A 21,721-nucleotide genomic window follows, 5' to 3' on the forward strand; every position below is an offset into this window, starting at 1 on the left:
TTATAAAGGAGGAGTGGATAGAAAACAAAGGATTGTTACACATATAGTTTTGGTTTTGTTGCTATTTTTTGAACAGGCTCCTCTCGTACTTCTTTTTCTATGACTGGCTCAATCACCATTTTTTTTCTTTTTCTTTTTTGGGATGGAGGATGTGGAGTTGCTACCTCAACCTTTTCTGTTACGTCTTCAGTTTGATCTTCGGTTGGATTTTCTTCCGTACTTTTTCCAGAGGTTAGAATTTTAACAATGCTTGGTAGGTTACGCATAATGGGACCGTACTGTTCGACGACAGGGCTTACAGATTGAACGACTTGTGATACTTTTTCGATATTATTTATCATATTAGTTGGATTCGAAATTAAATTCGAAAAAAAACTACCGATGCCGCTACTTGATGTGTCTGTAGTTGCTGCACCGCCGCGTGTGTCGTTTGATTCATACATTTGAGGAGGGATCATTTGCTCGGGATGCTGCTGCATGTATGGTTGATATTGCTGTTGATATTGTTGCGGGTATTGTTGCGGGTATTGTTGCTGATATTGCTGTCGATATTGAGGTGGCGGTTGCTGGTGCATCATTGGCGGTCCTTCCATTTGTCGATAAGGCGGAACCATTTGCATGAAAGCTTCGGTTGGATCGTGTTTTTTAAAGAGTTTAGCAAGAAATCCTTTCTTTTTTTGTGCCATCGGTGGTAGTTGTGGAATTGGATATGGTGTATAAGGTTGCTGCCCTGGATTCGGATACATTTGCCTCATGGGGGATTTTGGAAACATGTGAGAAATCCTCCTTTCTTCAGTTAGGTATATACACATACAATATGCAATAAGAGGGAAGAAGGTTAGTTTTTGAAGTAAAAACCTAAACTAAAGATGGATTTTACTTGTAGATTTCGATATAATGTAGACTTGACTGATTTGTGCGCGCAGTAGAAATTTAGAAAGAAGGTGTAACTTATGACACAACAAACTTTTACACAGTATGATTTTAAACCATTTTTAATAGATGCAGTTCGTGAACTACGCTTTACAGAGCCGACAGGAATTCAACAGAAAATTTTCCCGGTCGTGAAAAAAGGTGTAAGTGTAATTGGACAATCCCAAACAGGTTCTGGGAAAACACATGCATACTTACTTCCTACATTGAACAGAATTAACCCAGGTCGTGAAGAAGTACAACTTGTTATTACAGCGCCTACTCGTGAGTTAGCACAACAAATTTACGAAGAAATCGTGAAATTAACAAAGTTCTGTGCGGAAGATCAAATGATTACAGCACGTTGTTTAATTGGTGGAACTGATAAACAACGATCAATTGAAAAGTTGAAAAAACAACCTCATATTGTAGTTGGAACACCAGGACGTATTAAAGACTTAGTAGAAGAACAAGCACTGTTTGTTCATAAAGCAAATACAATTATTGTCGATGAAGCAGACTTAATGCTTGATATGGGATTCATTCATGATGTAGATAAGATTGCAGCACGCATGCCTAAAAACTTGCAAATGCTAGTTTTCTCTGCAACAATTCCTCAAAAACTAAAACCGTTTCTGAAGAAATACATGGAGAATCCAGAGCATATTCATATCAATCCAAAACAAGTTGCAGCTGGAAATATTGAACATTATTTAGTTCCGTCTAAACATCGTAACAAAATCGATTTAGTGAATAAAATGTTGCTACAATTTAAACCGTATTTAGCAGTTGTTTTTACGAATACGAAGAAGATGGCAGATCAGGTTGCTGACGGATTAATGGAGCGCGGCTTAAAAGTTGGACGAATTCACGGAGATTTATCACCGCGTGATCGTAAAAAAATGATGAAACAAATTCGTGACCTAGAATTCCAATATATTGTTGCAACTGATTTAGCGGCACGTGGTATCGATATTGAAGGAATTAGTCATGTTATTAACTATGAGCTTCCATCAGATTTAGATTTCTTCGTTCACCGCGTTGGAAGAACAGCACGTGCAGGGCATTCAGGTATTGCAGTGACGATTTATGATCCAGCAAACGAAGAAGCGCTAGATAGTTTAGAAAAACAACGTCATATTGAGTTTAAACATGTAGATTTACGCGGAGATGAGTGGGCGGATTTAGGTGAACGCCGTCGTCGTAAGAGCCGTAAAAAACCAAATGATGAACTTGACGTTATGGCAACGAAAGTTATTAAAAAGCCGAAAAAAGTAAAACCAAACTATAAACGCAAACTTGCAACTGAACGTGACAAAGTGAAGAGAAAATATAGCAATAAAAAAAGATAAGGGATTTCCCTTATCTTTTTTTATTCAGCTATTTGTGAGAGCCGTAATCAATATGGATAGAAAATATTGATTAAAGTTTCGCTTCATCTAGATAATGTAAATGAAGAGTATAGTCTGTTTAAATAGTCATATAAATTTGTGTAGTGCGTTTTTTGTGAACAAACAATTCACTACATATTTCTACAAATTATGCTATCATTATATCTATTGTATATTGAAGAGGTGATTGTATGTTAAAGATTGGATCTCATGTTTCTATGAGTGGTAAGAAAATGTTATTAGCAGCAAGTGAAGAGGCTGTTTCATACGGTGCAACGACGTTTATGATTTATACAGGTGCACCGCAAAATACACGAAGAAAACCAATTGAAGAATTGAACATAGAAGCAGGAAGAAAACATATGGAACAAAACGGTATCGAAGAGATTATCGTACATGCGCCATATATTATTAATGTCGGAAATACGACGAAGCCAGAAACATTCCAATTAGGTGTAGACTTCCTTCGCATGGAAATTGAAAGAACATCAGCGTTAGGTGTGGCGAAACAAATTGTTCTTCACCCAGGTGCGCACGTTGGTGCAGGGGCAGACGCTGGTATTCAACAAATTATTAAAGGGCTGAATGAAGTATTAACGCCAGATCAGACGGTGAACATTGCGTTAGAAACGATGGCAGGAAAAGGAACAGAATGCGGCCGTAGCTTTGAAGAAATTGCAAAAATTATTGATGGTGTAACATATAATGAAAAACTATCAGTATGTTTTGATACATGCCATACGCACGATGCAGGATATGACATTGTAAATGACTTTGACGGTGTATTAAACGAATTTGATAAGATTGTTGGTATTGATCGTTTACAAGTACTTCATATTAATGATAGTAAAAATGTACGCGGCGCAGGAAAGGACCGTCATGAAAATATCGGTTTCGGTCATATCGGTTATAAAGCATTGCATCATATTGTGCATCATCCGCAATTAATGCACGTACCAAAAATTCTGGAAACACCATATGTAGGTGAAGATAAAAAGGACAAGAAGCCGCCATATAAATTGGAAATCGAAATGCTGAAAAATGGTACTTTTGATGAAGGACTTCTTGAGAAAATTAAAGCGCAATAAGCAATAAGGAGGGGAATATCCCCTCCTTATTTTAGTAGTTGTTGAAATAAAGTATTTACTTGTTGGGCAGTAGCGGGCGAGGTTACTTGAGCTATTTGTTTTAAGAGCGCTAGTCGTTCGTCATTATCGTAAATGTTAATATTCTTTCCTTTCATAAGTCCAACAATTTGATCAGCTTGTGCAGTCGTAATTGGAACATCATATTCTTTACTATATTTCAATAATTCCTTTGTAGAAATATGATTTAATTTTTTATTTACAAGTTGTTTAATGAGGTTCATCGAGTTATCCTCCTTCACACGTTCTTCTATCGAAATATATGAGTACGTAGCTTGTACATATTCATATAGAGCTTCTTTTTTCATGAGAAAAAGAAGCGTATGTTATAATATAAGGACAAAACTATAGAAAAAGAGTATAAGGGAGGACTTATGGAGCAGAAGCAACATCGAAAAGAAAGTGTTATCCATCTTATGTATCGTTTAGTTATGATTATTTTTGGAGCAGCATGCGCAGCGGTAGCGATTGAATTATTTTTAATGCCAAATAAAATTATTGATGGTGGAATTATTGGTATTTCTCTTATATTAGATTATCTTACTCCTAATATTTGGTGGTTAAGTTTCTCTACTTTGGTCGTTATTCTCAATATCCCATTTATGTATTCGGGTTATAAGCAAATTGGAAAAACGTTCATGTTATCTTCGGCGTTCGGTATTGTAGCTTTAGCGTTTATTGAATCAACGTTACATGCTGTTCCGCCATTTACAACAGAGCCAATTTTAGCGACAGTGTTTGGTGGTCTTATTTTAGGTCTTGGTGTAGGGCTCGTTATTCGTCATGGTGGATCAATGGACGGAACAGAAATTATGGGTATTTTATTAACGAAGAAATTACCTTTCTCCGTAGGCGAATTTGTAATGTTTGTGAACTTATTCATTTTTGCATGGGCAGCATTTGTATTTGGTGTTGAACAAGCGATGTATTCTGTTATGACGTACTACATTGCATTCAAAACAATTGATACAGTCATTCAAGGTTTAGATGAAACGAAAGCTGTTTTAATTGTATCAGATCAATATGAGGAAGTATCAAATGCGATTTTGCATCGTCTTGGTCGTGGAACTACAAAGCTTGTAGCGAAAGGCGGTTACACGGATAAAGAAAAAGAAGTGATCTATGCAGTTGTAACGCGTTTGGAAGTGACAAAGCTGAAATCAATTGTGTATGAAATTGATGCGAATGCATTTGTTACGATTATGAGTACACAAGAGACAAATGGTGGTAAGTTTAAATCGGCTATTCACTAAAAAATTAATTATAATATCTTTTGAAAGCAGAGAATTTTTCTCTGCTTTTTGTTATAATAGTAAGGTTTCTTGAAAAAGTAGATATATTTTAGGCAGATTGGTTTACAACTATAATAAGCTGTACTATAATTCAAATAGATATAAATCGGAATCATTCTGAATTAAAATAGGTGAGATGCTATGAACAATATATTAGAAATAGAAGGATTGTCATTTCGATATGAAGATCGAAATGTGTTAGAAGATATAAATTTGCAAGTTCCGAAGGGAGCTTTTTTAGGTTTAGTTGGGCCAAATGGTTCAGGGAAATCCACTTTGCTAAAATGTTTATTAGGCGTTTTAAAGCCAAAACAGGGAAGCATTCGTTTGTTTGGTGTTGATAGTAAGAAGTTTAAAGAATGGAACAAAGTTGGTTATGTGTCGCAAAAGGCAAATAGCTTTAATTCTGGTTTTCCGGCAACTGTGTTTGAAGTTGTGTCAATGGGACTCGTTTCGAAAAAAGGGCTGTTTCGCTTTTTTACGAAAAACGATAAGAAAAAGGTAGAAAAAGCGATTGCTGATGTAGGAATGAGTGAGTTTCAAGGGCGTAATATTGGAGAACTTTCTGGTGGACAACAACAGCGCGTATTTATTGCTCGTGCGCTCGTTAGTGATCCTGAATTACTTATTTTGGACGAGCCCACTGTTGGAATTGATGTGAAGAATGTAGAAAGTTTTTATGAGATATTAGAGGATTTAAACAAAAGGCTAGGAATCACATTAATTCTCGTTACGCATGATATGGGAGCTGTTACCGAGAAAGTAACACATGTTGCATGCTTAAACAAACATTTACATTTCCATGGAAATGTAGAAAAGTTCCGAGAGTTAGAAGATGCAGAAATGTCCGTCTTATATGGACACCATGTTCATCGTTTAGAACACGAGCATGAGCATCACGGGAGGATATAATGATACAAGATTTTTTACAATATGACTTTTTACGTAATTCTTTATATGCAGGGGTTTTAATAGGACTTGTTGCGCCGCTTATAGGTGTATTTGTTGTCATTCGCCGTATGTCGCTTATTGCGGATGCATTAAGCCACGTGACATTATCGGGTATTGCTGCAAGTTTACTACTAGAAAAAACAATTTTCACAGGGGGATTTTTAAATCCGTTATATATGGGGATGATTTTTTCTATTGGTGGGGCGTTACTTATTGAAAAACTACGTACTGTATATAAACATTATCAAGAATTAGCAATTCCAATTATTCTTTCAGCAGGAATGGGGATTGGCGTTATTTTTATTTCACTTGCAAATGGGTTTAACACAGATTTATTTAGTTATTTATTTGGTAGTGTAAGTGCTGTAACAAGTACGGATTTAATAATTATCGGCATTGTAGCAATTGTTGTTATTGTAACGATTACTTTATTATACAAAGAGTTATTTTTACTATCGTTTGATGAAGAATACGCTGTATCAACCGGTTTGAGTGCAAAGTGGATTCACTTTATTTTCATTATATTGGTTGCGCTTGTCATTGCGGTATCAATGCGTGTAGTGGGGGTTCTTCTCGTATCATCATTAATGACGTTACCAGTTGCAGCAAGTATTCGTATTGCGAATGGATTTAAACAAACAATTTTCTTCTCCATTTTATTTGGTGAAATTGCAGTAATTGGTGGAATGTTTGCTTCGTATCAACTTGATTTAGCACCAGGTGGTACAATTGTTATGATAGCGGTTCTTATTTTAATTGGTGCGATTTTATGGAAAAAGAAAAAAACTGCATAAAGTAGGGATAGATATGAATCTAACAGAAGCTTTACGCCTAATGAAAGATAAAGGATACAAACATACTGGGAAAAGGGAAGAAATGCTCAGGTTATTTGCAGCTCACAATCGTTATTTAACGGCGAAGGACGTTTTAGAGCATATGAAGGATGATTATCCAGGTCTTAGCTTTGACACGATTTATCGTAACTTAACGGTGTTTGCTGAAATCGGTGTTTTAGAACAAACGGAATTAAATGGTGAAAAACATTTTCGTTTTACATGTTCTATTATGGAACATCATCATCATTTTATTTGTTTAGATTGCGGAGGGACGAAAGAGATTACTTCTTGCCCGATGGATTTTATGAATAAAGATTTTAATGGTTATGAAGTAACAGGTCATAAGTTTGAAATATACGGACGTTGTCCAAAATGTGCAAAGTAAAAGCTCGTTAGTTCTATAACTGACGAGCTTTTTTACGTATAAAAGAAGGTTGCTCACAAATGTTGTGGGCAACCTTCTTTTTATTGTTCTTGTGTTTCTTTTTCTTTTTCTCGTTCAGCAGCCATTTCAGCAGCAATTACGTCGATTTCTTTTTTCAGTTCTTCTACCATTATTTCTTCTGGTACTTTACGAACGACTTGCCCTTTGCGGAATAATAGTCCTTCTCCGCGCGCGCCGGCAATACCGATATCAGCTTCACGAGCTTCACCAGGACCATTTACAGCGCAGCCAAGTACTGCAACCTTAATTGGTACTTGTAGTGTAGAAATGTACTCTTCCACTTCGTTAGCGATGCTAATTAAATCAATTTCAATACGACCGCAAGTTGGACAAGAAATAAGTGTTGCTGCATTAGATGCAAGGCCGAATGACTTTAATAGTTCACGCGCAACTTTTACTTCTTCAACTGGGTCAGCACTTAATGAAATACGTAGTGTATTTCCGATGCCTTTACTTAAGATTGCTCCAAGACCAGCGGCACTTTTTACAGTTCCGGCAAATAACGTTCCAGATTCTGTGATACCTAAATGTAGTGGATAATCAAAAGCACGTGCAGCTTTTTCGTATGCTTCAATTGCCAAGTTAACATCAGAGGCTTTCATAGATACGATAATATCATGGAAATCTAAGTCCTCTAAAATTTTAATGTGATGCAGGGCGCTCTCAACCATACCATCTGCAGTTGGGTATCCGTACTTTTCTAAAATGTGACGCTCTAATGAACCTGCGTTTACACCGATACGGATTGGAATACCACGTTCTTTTGCTGCATTTACAACAGCTTCTACTTTATGGCGACGACCAATGTTACCTGGATTGATACGTACTTTATCAATGCCGCCTTCAATTGCTTTTAAAGCAAGGCGATAATCAAAATGAATATCAGCAACAAGTGGAATGTTGATTTGTTTTTTAATATCAGCAATAGCATTTGCTGCGCGTTCGTCTGGAACAGCAACACGCACGACTTGGCAGCCAGCTTCTTCTAAACGTTTAATTTCAGCAACTGTTGCTTCAACATCATGTGTTTTTGTTGTTGTCATACTTTGTATAATTAATTCATTATTACCGCCAATTGTTAAATTACCGACTTTAACTGGACGTGTTTTTGTACGATGAGTCATTTCATTCACGAATAGATCGCTCTCCTTATAAAAGAAGTTTCTTATTTAGTCCCTTATATCAATGATAGTATACGTGATACAGGGCTATAGAAACCGAAGTGCTCGGTTTCACTTTTACTATTGTATCAGCGCCTTTATGTAATTGACAAGGATTAAGTGATTGCTTATTGATATAACGGGAATTTATAAGACTTTCCAAGTTGTATTTTTGTAGCAGGTGTATTTTTATTTAATTGTTTAAAATCATCAATTACTTTTTCGATAGAAGGAATTTTCTTCTTATTAATCGCTTCTGTAATGGAAAGAACCGTATCACCTGTTTTGACTTCAATTGTTTTATAAGTGACATCTGTTTCTTTTTCCGCTTTGTTTTCTTTCTTTTGTTTTGTATTTGTACTTTCTTGTTTTATCGTTTCGGCCGCATTTGTCTTTTTATATGAACTTAACATCGGTAAAGTGCCGATTTTTATATCGTAATAAAATATATAACCAAGAACAAGCACGAATAAGAATATACCTAATCTCTTCATATTCTTCACTCCTTTGCTAGGAATATATGCTTGTCCAAAAAAAAAATGCCTATTTAGGCATTTTTTTCGTTCGGTTTTGGAACTTCTTTAATTGTTAAGTATAGAACAATTAAAACAACTGCGATATAAATGAATGTTGAGCCAGGTACAACAATTTTGAATAAATCCATAATCATAAAGAAGATGGTTGGAATTGTGTAGCTGTAGGCAGTTAACGTCCATACTTGCTTATAAGATAATTTACGTTGACCACTCATAGCAGAACCGATAAACGCAAGTAAAGTAATTCCTAAGAAAGTAATGAACAATTGGAATAGATATACTAACACTCCGATAACAGCTAGTAAAATTGGATAAATACTATCGAATACAGAAATGAAATCTTGCAAATCTTTTTTCTCAAGAGATGTCCCTAATAAATCATTGTAGGAGTATGTTTGCGTCTGGCCATTTCCTATAGAAACTACTTTATCTTTTAAAATAAATAAACCAGTTTTATTTTGATACTTTTCGATATCTGTTGTATTTGGATCAAATACGAAAAGAGCATCTCCCTCTTCTTTTTGAATAGGTTCTTCAATATCAGCTTTTAGTTCACCATTTTCGATTTTAAAATCAGGTAAATCTTTTTCAATTGCTTGATTTACCATAGTAACACTATCTTGGATAAAGCTACCGTAAAAGAATGTTCTTGGAATAGTAGTGATTAGACAAAGTAGCATAATATACAAAATGGTTTTTCCGATTTTTTGAAAACGGAATAGCGCCATATCTTTAGGCGAATATACGCTTTTGACTAATTGGGTAAATATGGACATAGATTCACTTCCTTTATGTATGTATAAAATCATTGTAACGTAGGAATCTAGGGAATCTCAAGATATATTATATTTACATATAGTAGAGATAACTAAATTTCTTTTTATTAATTTTCTTCTTTTAAATGAGAAAAATACAATTGACAGTTTTCTTTTCTATATGGTAAATTTATCTTACATTTCTTAAAGGGTATATCCGATAGGAATTCCTTTATTTGATGTATTATTACATACATAATTTTGGACCCTTAGCTCAGCTGGTTAGAGCAGACGGCTCATAACCGTCCGGTCGTAGGTTCGAGTCCTACAGGGTCCATATCCATTTCACATGTTTATTATGTCAGTAGGAAGCTTCCTTGTAGAAGGGAGCTTTTTTTATGAAATATATGAGCATTTTAATTGAAAAGAAGTGGGAATTTTGCTACTTTAATGATAGCAAGACAATGTGATTTATTTGTTTGCACCCTATGGCAATTAGGGTAGAATGTAGTTGTATGTCACTTAAGTGGCAATACATAAACTGGGAGGAATATAACAATGGCAAAACACGAATTACCAAATTTACCTTATGCGTATGATGCTTTAGAGCCTCACTTTGACAAAGAAACAATGAACATCCATCATACAAAACACCATAACACGTACATCACAAACTTAAACGCTGCTTTAGAAGGTCATGCAGAATTAGCTGACAAAAGCGTAGAAGAATTAGTTGCAAACTTAAACGAAGTACCAGAAGCAATCCGTACAGCAGTACGTAACAATGGTGGCGGACATGCTAACCACACATTCTTCTGGACAATCTTATCTCCAAACGGCGGCGGACAACCAGTAGGCGAACTTGCAACTGCAATTGAAGCGAAATTCGGTAGCTTCGATGCATTCAAAGAAGAATTCGCAAAAGCTGGCGCAACTCGCTTCGGTTCTGGTTGGGCTTGGTTAGTAGTAAATAATGGTGAGTTAGAAGTAACAAGCACGCCAAACCAAGATTCTCCTCTAACTGAAGGTAAAACTCCAGTTATCGGTTTAGATGTTTGGGAACATGCTTACTACTTAAATTATCAAAACCGTCGTCCAGACTACATCGGTGCATTCTGGAACGTTGTAGATTGGAACGCTGCTGAAAAACGTTACCAAGAAGCAAAATAATTGTAATAACGATAGAAAAAGCTAGGAGAATGCTCCTAGCTTTTTTCTATGCTTTCCTTTTACATAATTGAGCTTGTCTTTGGAAGACTAGAACATGAAGTAAAGGAGAGTTGTGTATGAAGTGGAAACATATAATTGGTGACGTTGAAGTGAATCGGGATTTAGTGTTATTACTCCTTATTGGAGGTTTATACACGCTCGCAATTTCTTTATCGAATACGTTTGTTAACATTTATTTATGGAAACAAACACAAAATTATGTGAATCTCGGCTTGTATAATTTGGCCAGCGTTGTATTGCAGCCCCTCACATTTCTTATAGGTGGGAAATTAGCGAAGCGTATTGATCGCTCGATCCTGTTACGAATAGGCGTAGGCACGTTAGCGATTTTTTTTATCGTTGTTTTAGTAGCGGGGAAAAGCGCTTCTCACTATATTTTATTAATGGGGGCTCTTTTAGGAGTCGGATATGGTTTTTACTGGCTCGCGTTTAACTTATTAACATTTGAGATTACAGAACCAGAAACAAGAGATTTCTTTAACGGGTTTCTTGGGCTTCTTACATCCTTCTCTGGCATGATTGGACCGATAGCAGCTGGATACACAATTTCACGTATGGAGAAGTGGAGTGGTTATACGGTCATATTCTTTCTCTCGTTATTGTTATTTGCAATTGCTGTCGTTTTAAGCTTTTTTGTATCTAAGAGAGAATGTGAAGGTCGTTATGAGGTTACACAAGTTTTGAAAGAGCGACGGATTGATAAAAATTGGGGGAGAATTACACGTGCTCATTTTTTCCAAGGATTGAGAGAGGGGACATTCATTTTTGTTATTTCAGTATACGTGTACTTAGCAACCGATAGTGAGCTTGCATTAGGGAAATATAGCTTAGTAAATTCTGCTGTATCATTTGTATGTTACTATTTAGTTGCTCGTATGTTAAAGAAAGAGTGGCGAAAAAAAGCAATTTTACTTGGAGGCATTATTTTATATGCTGTCGTATTTTTAGTTATATTCAATGTTACATACACAAAATTACTTATTTATGCAGCATGCATTGCGATTGCATACCCTATTTTACTCGTTCCATATGGATCGATGACATATGATGTAATTGGTAGAGCGAAAAATGCGAGAGAGTGGCGTGTAGAGTATGTTGTTGTCCGAGAATTATGGTTAAATGCTGGGAGAATTTGTTCAGTTTTAAGTTTTTTATGTGCTGTATTATTCTTTCCGCCTGAAAAGAGTTTACCTTTCTTACTATGTATTTTAGGTGCTGGACATTTTCTTATTTATTTTGCAGTTAAAAATGTCAAATATGATGAAGGAAATGCAGGGAACACAAGTGTTGTAGCACAAGGAACCACGCAGAATCAAACAGAACCAGAAGGTTAACTTATCGTTTGTTTTATGCTAGAATAGAAAAAGATGTAAGACAGCAGTGAGGACACCTGTATGAAGGTGTCCCTTTCAAATTACATAGCTGTTGGTAGAGGGGGTTTGTATGGGCAAGAAACAGAAACAACAAAAGAAAAAGACTCACGTTCCTTTTCGGTTAAACGTGCTGTTTTTCTGCGTGTTTTTAATGTTCTCCGCGGTTATTGTAAGGCTTGGTTATGTACAAATTGTTCGCGGTGAGGAATATAAGAATGAAGTGGAGAGGAAAGAAAACTCGACGATAAGTAATCCTGTACCACGTGGGAAAATATTTGACCGTTATGGGCGAGCTGTAGTAGATAATGCAGCTGTACGTACGATTACATTTACAAAAATGAAAGGATCAACTGCAGAGGCTCGCTTAGAAACAGCGAAAAGATTAGCAGATTTGATTGAAGTACCGACAGATAAATTAACAGATCGCGATAAAAAAGATTATTGGCTTGCTATTCATAAAGAAGAAGCGCAAGAAAAAATTACGAAAAAAGATCGTCAAGAGCTTAAAGATAAAAAAATTGACGATAAAGAATTAGATGAGCGTCAACGAAATCGCGTGACGGAAGAAGAAGTGAATCAATTATCCGCAAAAGATTTAGAAGTGCTAGCGATTAAAAGCAAAATGGACGGCGGATATGCGATGACGCCACAAGTCATTAAAAAGGATGCTACAGAACAAGAATATGCGATTATTAGTGAAAATCTAGCAACATTACCAGGGGTAGATACGAATGTTGATTGGGATCGAAAGTATGTTTATGATGATTTATTCCGAAGTGTACTTGGCGGCGTGTCAACGTCTGATGAAGGTTTACCGAGAGAAAGACTAGATTACTATCTTGTTCGTGATTATAATCGAAATGACCGCGTAGGGAAAAGTTATCTTGAGCAGCAATATGAAGATAGTTTGCACGGTAATAAAGCGGAAGTGAGAAATATTACAGATAAAAACGGTAATATTTTAGAAACGATTAATGTATCAAAAGGGCAAAGTGGTAACAATCTGAATTTAACAATTGATATGGAATTACAAAAGCGTGTAGAAGAAATTATCACGAAAAATTTATTGAGATATAAAGGGGGACAACCTCTTTTAGATCGCGCATTCGTTGTAATGATGAATCCAAAAAATGGTGAAGTTTTATCTATGGCAGGGAAACAGTTAGTGGAAGAAAATGGCGAAACGAAAGTGCAAGATTTCGCATTAGGAACGATGACAAGTTCTTATCCGATGGGATCAACTGTAAAAGGTGCGACAGTACTTACAGGATATCAAACAAAAGCGATTCAACCGGGTTCCTACCAACTGGATGAACCAATCGTATTGAAAGGAACGCCGAAAAAATCTTCTTGGAAGACGATGGGATCTATTAATGATCTGACAGCATTAAAAATGTCTTCTAACGTATATATGTTTAAAACAGCGATGAATATCGCAGGTGTTCAATATGTGAGAGGTGGTACGTTAGATATACCACAAAAAGCATTTGATACGATGCGCTATTATTTCGGACAGTTTGGACTTGGTGTAAAAACAGGTATCGATTTACCAAACGAATCTGCGGGTCAAATAGGTAGAGGAAATCAGCCTGGTTTCTTATTAGATTTATCAATTGGACAGTATGACACATATACGCCACTTCAATTAGCACAATATGTTTCAACAATTGCAAATGGTGGTTACCGTATGCAGCCGCAAGTTGTAAAAGAAATTCGTCAACCGGAAGCGAAACAAGGCGAAGTTGGAAAAGTCGTTCACTCAATGGAACCAAAAGTACTAAACCGTATTGATATGCCTGAATCACAAATTAAACGTGTTCAGGAAGGATTTAGACAAGTATTTAATGAGTCTGGTGGTACAGCTGCGAAATACTTTACAGGCGCATCATATAAAGCTGCTGGTAAAACAGGTACAGCTCAAACTGTGTATGGCGGAGATAAAGAGATTGGTAGAAAAGCAAACGGTGAGCGTAAAGAAACATATAACTTAACATTAGTAGGTTATGCGCCACTTGAAGACCCTGAAGTAGCATTTTCTGTTGTTGTACCTTGGGTAGATGATAAATCAGGTATTAACGGATATATTAGTCGTGACATTATGGACGCGTACTTTGATTTGAAAAAGGTAGAAAATGGCGAAGCTACACAAGAGGAAATAGATAAGAAAAATAAAAAGCAAGATGATGAATAAAAAAGTTGTAAAAAAAGCACACTATCTGAAAAGATAGTGTGCTTTTTTTTTTGATTCATGCATACGTTTTAATAAAGTGGACAAGCAGATCATATCGGAATTTTAAGGGACCTCGCAAATAATACGTATGCATTCACTATGGAAGTTATGGACCAATCCTCAGTGAAGATGAACAGTGGCTACGGATTAATAATTTACCTAATGTGGATTCTTGTGGAACTTTACAAAACTTTTACAAACAATTAAAACCGAATTAATAGTTTAGCAGTATTCTTATATCTGTAATCCTGTTATTTCCGGTTACTTCTAGGAGGAAGAACACGTGAAATGGATAAGTGCATCAATTAAAGTTTTCATACTGTCGACATGTTTCTTTTATGTTGGCACGTCTACTGCATTTGCTGTGAATGAAATGGGAGAAGTGAGAGTTGATGGATCCTCAACGGTTTTTCCTATTATAGAAGCAGTAGCGGAGGAATATACAAAGGTGCATCCGAACGTGAAAATTTCCATCAGTGTTTCTGGAACAGGAGGAGGATTTAATCGTTTCAGTAAAGGAGAAGTAGATATAAATAATGCTTCGAGAGTAATGAAACAAGTGGAAGAAAATGAAATGAAGAAAAACTCCATTCAGTTTACACCGTTTGAAGTCGCTTATGACGGCCTTACGATCGTTGTGAATCGTCAAAATACTTGGGTAGATAATATGACGGTAGACGAGTTACGTCTATTATGGAGTGAAGATGAAAGTGAAAAGCGATGGTCACAAATTCATTCATCATGGCCACGTGAACAGGTAAAGTTTTATGCGCCAGGTGTAGACTCTGGTACGTATGATTATTTTCAAAATGTCATCTTACAAAAAAGTCGCATTGTAAAAAAAGTCTCTTTGTCTGAAGATGATCAAGTTATTATGCAAGGGGTAATGAATGATAAAAATGCCATTGCTTTTGTAGGATATGCTTATTATATGGCCAATCGAGATAAGGTGAGAGCAATAAAAGTGAATGGTGTACTTCCGACGAAAGATACCATCCAATCAGGTGAGTATAAGCCGTTATCTAGGTCGCTATTTGCTTATGTGAATCATGCATCTATCCGAAATAAAATGAATGTAGCAAATTATATTGAGTTTATGATTCAGCATGTTGGTAATCTTGCTGAAGAGGTTGGATATGTAAAATTACCAAAAGAAAAATACAATGAACAGCTGCGGATGTTAACAGAAATAAAAAGGTAATGTCAGGGTGGAAAGGGGTTTTCATCTTTGGCTTATAATGACAAAAGTCAAATTACATTTTCTGTACAACATTTGATTGAAAGAAATACAAAACATAGAAAAAAAACGCAGCGAATCAATCGAATCGTTCCATTATTACTAAAAATAATTGCTAGCGTGTCTATTGCGACGACACTTGGAATTATTTTTACGCTTTCTAATGAAACAATAATGTTTTTTAAAAAAATATCATTACTCTCCTTTTTGACAGAGAAAGAATGGTTACCTTTTTTTGAAAATCCTAAATTCGGTATATTACCACTTATATGTGGAACGGTACTTGTAACAGCAATCGCTATGTGCGTAGCAGTTCCTATCGGTTTAGCGTGTGCCGTATTTTTAAGTGAATATGCTTCAAACAGTGTAAGGAAAGTATTAAAACCGATGTTAGAACTATTAGCAGGTATCCCGACAATTGTATATGGCTTTTTTGCATTAACAGTTGTTACACCACTTTTACAACGGATTATACCTGATTTACAGTTTTTTAATGCGGTTAGTCCAGGTATTGTTATTGGCTTTATGATGATACCTACAATTGCATCTCTGTCTGAAGATGCAATGAGAGCTGTAGCAAAAGGAACGAAAGAAGCTTCGTTGGCACTTGGAGCAACTCGGTTTGAGATGGTAAAACAAGTCGTGTTTCCTTCAGCTTTCTCAGGGATTATGGCAGCGATTATATTAGCTGCTTCAAGAGCAATCGGTGAAACGATGATCGTTGTAATTGCAGCAGGGTCCACACCGAACGTATCTCTCGATCCGACACACTCTATTCAAACGTTAACAGCTTATATTGTGCAAGTGAGTTTAGGTGATGCTCCGCATGGAACAATTACTTATTACAGCATGTACGCTGTAGGCGCAACGTTATTCTTGTTTACTTTTATAATGAACATCATTTCGCAGTTTATTATGCGCCGCTTTAGGAGGGTGACATAATATGCGCATGTTGAATCATAAAAAAATACAAGAAAATATGGCATCACGTTTTTTAAAAGATCGAATTTACAAATTGTTATTTTATATGGCAATTTTGTTTTCAATAGTAATCCTGCTTATTTTGCTTTTTCAAATTTTTGAAAAAGGTGTCAGTTACCTTTCGTTAGATTTCTTTACAAACTTCGCTTCGCGTAATCCGAAAGAAGCTGGGATTGCTGCAGCTTTGTCAGGAACAATATTATTTATGAGTATTGTTATACCACTCTCCTTTATATTTGGGGTCGGAACTGCTCTTTATTTAGAGCAATATGCGAAGGAATCTATATTTAAAAAGGTAATAGAAATTAATAATCAAACGTTAGCGGGAGTACCTTCCGTCGTATTTGGATTACTCGGCTTAACCATTTTTGTATACGCTCTTCACTTAGGTGAGAGTATTATTGCAGCGGCACTGACGATGAGCTTACTCGTCTTACCGACAGTTGTTGTAGCGAGTCAAGAAGCGATACGATCTGTACCGAGGTCATTATTAGAAGCTTCTTACGGGTTAGGTGCTACGAAGTGGCAAACGATGTATCAAGTTGTATTGCCATATGCGTTCCCAGGAATTATAACAGGTTGTACGTTAGCGATATCAAGAGCGATTGGAGAAGCGGCACCGTTATTAGTTATCGGGGCACTTGCATTTGCAAATTATGTTCCGTTTAGTATGTTTGATAGATTTACAGTTTTACCAATTCAAATTTTTAATTGGATGAGTAGACCACAGGAAGAATTTCAGTATGTAGCAGCTGCTGGGATGATTGTTTTGTTAGGTTTGTTGCTCTTGATCAATATAGTTGTTCTATGGTTACGAAATCGAAAATAAGTTGGAAATGGATGAAAGGGGAATTCAAATGGTAGCAACAGTAGTAAATGTACAGGTGAAAAACGAGGAGAAAATCGAGACTGCGCCAAAGAAAGTAGTATTTGATACGAAAAACTTAAATTTATGGTATGGAGAAGACCATGCTTTAAAAGATATTAACTTAAGTATTCATGAGAATGAAGTTACAGCAATTATCGGGCCAAGTGGTTGTGGTAAATCAACGTACTTAAAAACATTAAATCGTATGGTAGAGTTAGTACCAATCGTGCGAACTACAGGCGTAATTGAATATAGAGAGCGCAATATATTTGATAAATCATATCCAGTTGAAGAATTACGAACACATGTAGGAATGGTGTTCCAAAAACCAAATCCATTTCCAAAATCTATTTATGAAAATGTAGCATATGGCCCGAAAATTCATGGGATTAGCGACAAGAAAACGTTAGATGAAATTGTTGAAAAAAGTTTACGTGGAGCAGCGATTTGGGATGAGTTAAAAGATCGTTTGCATGATAATGCATACGGTTTATCTGGTGGACAGCAACAGCGTCTATGTATTGCACGTTGTTTAGCGATTGAACCAGACGTTATTTTAATGGATGAGCCAACATCAGCACTAGATCCAATTTCAACATTAAAAGTAGAAGAATTAATTCAAGAGTTAAAGAAAGATTTTAGTATCGTTATCGTAACGCATAACATGCAACAAGCTGCGCGCATTTCAGATAAAACTGCTTTCTTCTTAAGTGGAGAAGTTGTGGAGTATACAGATACAAATAAATTATTTACGACACCTTCAGATAAGCGTACAGAAGATTATATTACAGGCCGATTCGGTTGATGTCGCTAGCAAGGCTAAGAGCAAATACCCTCTTAACAGAGGGTATTTCTTATTTTTACCTTATTTAAGATAGGAGAAGTAATACTTCTCCTATCTTAAGGTTTATTATAAGTAGGCTAGGTAGGAGAGTTATATATAGTGGCACATAATATTGAGGGGGAAGAAACAATGGTACGAGAACAATTTCAATGTGATTTAAAAACGTTACAGCAAAAGGTGATTGAGCTTGGTGAACTAGCGAGAGAAGCTTTATTGCTTGCTATGGAAGGGCTTCATAAAAAGGATGTAGAGAAAGCGTTAGAGGTAATAGATGGTGATTATCGTATGGATAATTTAGAAGAGGAAATAAATGATCTTGCGCTTATGCTCATTACGAAGCAGCAACCTGTAGCAAGTGATTTAAGAAGGATTTTCATTTCAATTAAAACAGCGACAGATTTAGAACGGATTGCAGATCATGCTGTTAATATTGCGAAATCAACCATTCGTCTCGGGGAAAAAGACGTGTCTGTTAGTTTGCACAATCTTGATGAGATGTTTGCGATTGCAAATAAGATGTTACAGTTAGCGCTAGATGCATATGAGCAAGAAAATTTAACTTTTGCGAAGCAAATTGCCGAAATGGATGATTCTGTTGATGAAATATATGGGAAAGCGATTCGTGAATTTATATCTTCAGTTCCAGAACAACCAGAAGCAATTACACAAATTACACAATTATCCTTTGTAGCGAGATATATCGAACGTGTAGCAGACCATATTACAAATATTGCTGAAAATGTTTTTTATTTAGTAAAGGGAAAGCATTACTTATTAAATGAATAAAGAAAAAAGCAGGTGAAACATCACCTGCTTTTTTTAGTCAAAACATGACAAAAAAAGCTCGTTGTTTCCTTTAGTTTATGATGATAAGATGTATCATAATATAATGGAAAAAATAGGGCGTATATGTTATTCGCTTATTAAGTAATATTTTAAAAGTTAATAGTAAGCGCTTTCTTCGGTTATTGAAAGGTGAATGTATATAAGGGGAACTTTACTGCCTGCCGGCCCGATTGGTCAAGGCTAATAATCAATAGGGGATGAAGAAAACTCCCACTGATTAAAGTTTCACTTTATTTTATACTGCTAGTTAATGCTGGGTAGATAATATACATATCGTATATGAAGTTACTGAACATTATATAAGTGGAGGCTGAAGTATATGAAGGGGGTTATTTTAGCTGGAGGAAAAGGACGACGCCTTAGACCATTAACATGTAATACTCCAAAGCCGATGTTGCCATTATTAGAAAAGCCAGTTTTAGAATACAACATTGAATTATTGCGTCAGCATGGTATACGTGAGATTGCAATTACTGTTCAGTATATGAGTGCGGCTATTAAGCAATATTTTGGTGACGGTAGCAAATGGGGCGTTAACTTGTACTACTTTGAAGACTCTCCACCGCTTGGAACTGCAGGGAGTATCAAACAAGCGGAAAAATTTTTGGATGAACCGTTTGTTGTCATAAGTGGGGATGCGTTAACTGATTTTCAATTATCAGAAGGAATTACGTTTCATGAACAAAAGAAAAGAATGGTAACTATGTTTGTAAAGGAAGTAGAAAATCCACTCTCATTTGGTTTAGTTGTAATGAACAAAGAACAAGAGGTTACACGATACATAGAAAAACCGAGTTGGAATGAAGTAGTCTCTAATATTGTGAATACAGGTATATATATTATGGAGCCAGAAATTTTTTCTTACATACCGCCCCGAGAATTTTTTGATTTTAGTCAAGATGTGTTTCCGTTATTGGCAAATAAGAACGCATTATTTGCATATTTGTCAGAAGGTTACTGGTTAGATATCGGTACATTTGATCAATATCGACAAGCACAATTTGATTTGTTAACGAAAAAATTGCAAGTACCTATCCCATATACGGAAGTATTACCGATGGTATGGATGGGAGAAGGGGTAACGATTGGAAAAGGAACGAAAATTCATGGTCCTTCTTTTATTGGTGAAGGAGCAAGAATTGGTGCTGGATCTGTAATTGAGCCATACTCTATTATCGGGAAAAATAGTGTTGTTTCAAGTTATTCTCATCTTCAAAAGAGTATTATTTTTGCAAATGCGCACATTGGGAAATATTGTGAGTTACTAGAAACGACAATAGGAGAACATACAATGGTGGAAGATGATGTTACATTGTTTCAAAAAAGCATTGTAGCGGACCATTGTCATATAGGGAAAAGTACGGTAATTAAGCAAAAGGGAAAACTATGGCCATATAAGGCGATTGATAGTCATTCGGTAGTAGGATCGGCTGGTGTTCAAGAAAGTGAGAAGAGTGCAGGATGGTTGCAAAAAAGCCGCATTGTAGGAAGAGGTAATGTGGAGATTACGCCTCAATTTATTGTAAAGGTTGCGATGGCGTACGGATCTCTTTTTACAAAAGGGGAAAGTATATTAATCGGGAGTCAAGAACATATAGAAACGACTTCTTATAAAAATCTTTTTCTTCATGCAATTCATGGTATTGGGATTCATACGATGGAATGCAAAGAAATGAACGAATCACTTTTTCAGTACAGCATTCAAGATTTGCAATGTGCGGGCGGGGTTTTCATTCAAGCGGAAAAAGAAAAAGAGATTGTTATAAAGTTGTATGGTAAGGATGGGGCACAGTTAACGTATAAGCAGCAAAAAGCGATAGAACAAGTGTATATGTCTGAGTCGTTTTATTACGTATGTGAGAAGGAAATGGGGCGGAATAAGCTAGTACACGTTTCTTTACATAATTATATAGAGGCTGTATTAGAGCGTATTGATATTGAGAAAATAAAAAAACAGAAGTTCCATCTTCTTATTAATAAGAGAAATGATATGTTACAGCATTTGCTTATGCTCTTTTTGCAAAGGCTCGGATGCACAGTTACGTGGATTTATGCGGGCGAACAAAAGGATCATGTGAAAGCTTTGATGAAATCAAGTAAAGCAAATATGGCGCTTATGTTTTCAGAGCAAGGAAATTATTTCGAGTTATATGATAATCATAGTAATATTTACCAAGGGACGGATTTTGAAGAGATTGATATTCCAGATTTATTACTGGAATCGGCAGGAAATATTTACCCAATGTCTTTGAAATTAGGAGAATGTTATCTTCTATTTTATACGCAGGATGAAAAAAAATCGTTTCAAGCGAGATGGAAGCGAGATATTTTATATCGAATTGGAAAATTATTCGAGTTAATAGCATTGCAGGGAAAAACCTTTCTCAGCATAGTAGAGCAATCCCCGCCGCTTTATTTACTTTGTGATGAAGTTGTATGTTCGTGGAATGAAAAAGGGAAGGTGATGAGGAAATTATTGGCTGATATCGAAAGGAAGGAAGAAGGCATATTTGAAGGAGTACAGTTCAAATATACCGAAAAAGAGTGGTCTTATATCGTTTCTGACACAAAACAACCGAAATTTTTAGTGTATTCACATGCTAGAAACCCAGTAATAGCAAGGGAAAACATGAAAAATCTTATAGAAAAAATTAGACAATATCAAAAGGTGTAGAATTTTTATTTTAAA

General features: G+C 36.0%; 20 protein-coding genes and 1 tRNA gene. 16 read left to right on the forward strand and 5 right to left on the reverse strand.

What is annotated here, in order from left to right:
- Positions 1-35: 35 nt before the first annotated feature.
- Positions 36-773 carry a YqfQ family protein gene (locus MR147_RS21325; protein ID WP_242304716.1) on the reverse strand — a complete coding sequence of 246 codons (738 nt, stop codon included), beginning with the start codon at positions 771-773 and terminating at the stop codon, positions 36-38.
- A 180-nt stretch (positions 774-953) separates the two neighbouring features.
- Between MR147_RS21325 and MR147_RS21330 the strand changes: the two genes are divergently transcribed.
- Positions 954-2,264 (forward strand): DEAD/DEAH box helicase, encoded by a 1,311-nt coding sequence (locus MR147_RS21330; RefSeq protein ID WP_000194030.1) that lies wholly within the window; start codon positions 954-956, stop codon positions 2,262-2,264.
- A 230-nt stretch (positions 2,265-2,494) separates the two neighbouring features.
- Complete coding sequence (locus tag MR147_RS21335) at positions 2,495-3,391, forward strand: deoxyribonuclease IV (RefSeq protein WP_000912469.1); 897 nt, start codon at positions 2,495-2,497, stop codon at positions 3,389-3,391.
- A gap of 26 nt (positions 3,392-3,417) precedes the next feature.
- Here the strand turns inward: MR147_RS21335 and MR147_RS21340 are convergent, their stop codons facing one another.
- Positions 3,418-3,672, reverse strand: coding sequence for a DUF2624 domain-containing protein (locus MR147_RS21340; RefSeq protein WP_001048963.1), 255 nt, complete (start codon positions 3,670-3,672; stop codon positions 3,418-3,420).
- A gap of 150 nt (positions 3,673-3,822) precedes the next feature.
- Between MR147_RS21340 and MR147_RS21345 the strand changes: the two genes are divergently transcribed.
- The 4 genes from MR147_RS21345 (at position 3,823) to MR147_RS21360 (ending at position 6,912) form a co-directional block, all read left to right on the forward strand.
- On the forward strand, positions 3,823-4,701 hold the full coding sequence (locus tag MR147_RS21345; protein WP_000435966.1) for a YitT family protein: 879 nt from the start codon (positions 3,823-3,825) through the stop codon (positions 4,699-4,701).
- Positions 4,702-4,881: 180 nt separating this feature from the next.
- A complete protein-coding gene (locus tag MR147_RS21350) occupies positions 4,882-5,652 on the forward strand; it encodes a metal ABC transporter ATP-binding protein (protein ID WP_001059652.1) in 771 nt (256 codons plus the stop codon).
- Positions 5,652-6,485, forward strand: coding sequence for a metal ABC transporter permease (locus MR147_RS21355; RefSeq protein WP_000613831.1), 834 nt, complete (start codon positions 5,652-5,654; stop codon positions 6,483-6,485). Before MR147_RS21350 ends, MR147_RS21355 begins: the two co-directional genes overlap by 1 nt.
- A 13-nt stretch (positions 6,486-6,498) precedes the next feature.
- A complete protein-coding gene (locus MR147_RS21360; RefSeq protein WP_001054512.1) occupies positions 6,499-6,912 on the forward strand; it encodes a Fur family transcriptional regulator in 414 nt (137 codons plus the stop codon).
- Positions 6,913-6,992: 80 nt separating this feature from the next.
- On the opposite strand, the gene ispG is transcribed toward MR147_RS21360, so the two are convergent.
- From ispG to MR147_RS21375, 3 genes are all read right to left on the reverse strand, one after another.
- Positions 6,993-8,096 carry a flavodoxin-dependent (E)-4-hydroxy-3-methylbut-2-enyl-diphosphate synthase gene (gene ispG, locus MR147_RS21365; protein ID WP_011040674.1) on the reverse strand — a complete coding sequence of 368 codons (1,104 nt, stop codon included), beginning with the start codon at positions 8,094-8,096 and terminating at the stop codon, positions 6,993-6,995.
- 164 nt (positions 8,097-8,260) lie between these two features.
- Positions 8,261-8,626, reverse strand: coding sequence for a hypothetical protein (locus MR147_RS21370; protein ID WP_000825406.1), 366 nt, complete (start codon positions 8,624-8,626; stop codon positions 8,261-8,263).
- A 53-nt stretch (positions 8,627-8,679) separates the two neighbouring features.
- The gene (locus tag MR147_RS21375) at positions 8,680-9,444 is read right to left on the reverse strand and encodes a DUF1189 domain-containing protein (RefSeq protein ID WP_074610557.1); all 765 of its coding nucleotides are present in this window, start codon (positions 9,442-9,444) and stop codon (positions 8,680-8,682) included.
- A gap of 242 nt (positions 9,445-9,686) precedes the next feature.
- On the opposite strand from MR147_RS21375, the gene MR147_RS21380 reads away from it, so the two are divergent.
- The 10 genes from MR147_RS21380 (at position 9,687) to MR147_RS21425 (ending at position 21,706) form a co-directional block, all read left to right on the forward strand.
- Positions 9,687-9,760 (forward strand) — tRNA-Ile (locus MR147_RS21380).
- 221 nt (positions 9,761-9,981) lie between these two features.
- Entirely contained in the window at positions 9,982-10,593 is a 612-nt protein-coding gene (sodA, locus tag MR147_RS21385) for a superoxide dismutase [Mn] (protein ID WP_001052031.1), read from the forward strand.
- A gap of 116 nt (positions 10,594-10,709) precedes the next feature.
- Positions 10,710-11,987 (forward strand): MFS transporter, encoded by a 1,278-nt coding sequence (locus tag MR147_RS21390; RefSeq protein ID WP_087954279.1) that lies wholly within the window; start codon positions 10,710-10,712, stop codon positions 11,985-11,987.
- A 109-nt stretch (positions 11,988-12,096) separates the two neighbouring features.
- Positions 12,097-14,217, forward strand: a complete 2,121-nt coding sequence (locus MR147_RS21395; protein WP_074610554.1) for a peptidoglycan D,D-transpeptidase FtsI family protein — start codon at positions 12,097-12,099, stop codon at positions 14,215-14,217.
- A gap of 322 nt (positions 14,218-14,539) precedes the next feature.
- Positions 14,540-15,457: a phosphate ABC transporter substrate-binding protein PhoX gene (gene phoX, locus MR147_RS21400; protein ID WP_074610551.1), complete on the forward strand. Its 918-nt coding sequence runs from the start codon at positions 14,540-14,542 to the stop codon at positions 15,455-15,457.
- Between the two features lie 27 nt (positions 15,458-15,484).
- Positions 15,485-16,435 (forward strand): phosphate ABC transporter permease subunit PstC, encoded by a 951-nt coding sequence (gene pstC / locus MR147_RS21405; protein WP_242304717.1) that lies wholly within the window; start codon positions 15,485-15,487, stop codon positions 16,433-16,435.
- Position 16,436: 1 nt separating this feature from the next.
- A complete protein-coding gene (pstA, locus tag MR147_RS21410; protein WP_001242545.1) occupies positions 16,437-17,303 on the forward strand; it encodes a phosphate ABC transporter permease PstA in 867 nt (288 codons plus the stop codon).
- 28 nt (positions 17,304-17,331) lie between these two features.
- Positions 17,332-18,147 carry a phosphate ABC transporter ATP-binding protein gene (gene pstB, locus MR147_RS21415; protein ID WP_000226683.1) on the forward strand — a complete coding sequence of 272 codons (816 nt, stop codon included), beginning with the start codon at positions 17,332-17,334 and terminating at the stop codon, positions 18,145-18,147.
- Positions 18,148-18,315: 168 nt separating this feature from the next.
- On the forward strand, positions 18,316-18,972 hold the full coding sequence (gene phoU / locus MR147_RS21420; RefSeq protein WP_000251231.1) for a phosphate signaling complex protein PhoU: 657 nt from the start codon (positions 18,316-18,318) through the stop codon (positions 18,970-18,972).
- Between the two features lie 379 nt (positions 18,973-19,351).
- Positions 19,352-21,706 (forward strand): sugar phosphate nucleotidyltransferase, encoded by a 2,355-nt coding sequence (locus MR147_RS21425; RefSeq protein ID WP_074610549.1) that lies wholly within the window; start codon positions 19,352-19,354, stop codon positions 21,704-21,706.
- The last annotated feature ends 15 nt before the right edge of the window (positions 21,707-21,721 follow it).

Source organism: Bacillus cereus group sp. BfR-BA-01350 (genome assembly GCF_022663775.1).
In the GTDB taxonomy this organism is placed as follows: Bacteria; Bacillota; Bacilli; order Bacillales; family Bacillaceae_G; genus Bacillus_A; species Bacillus_A paranthracis.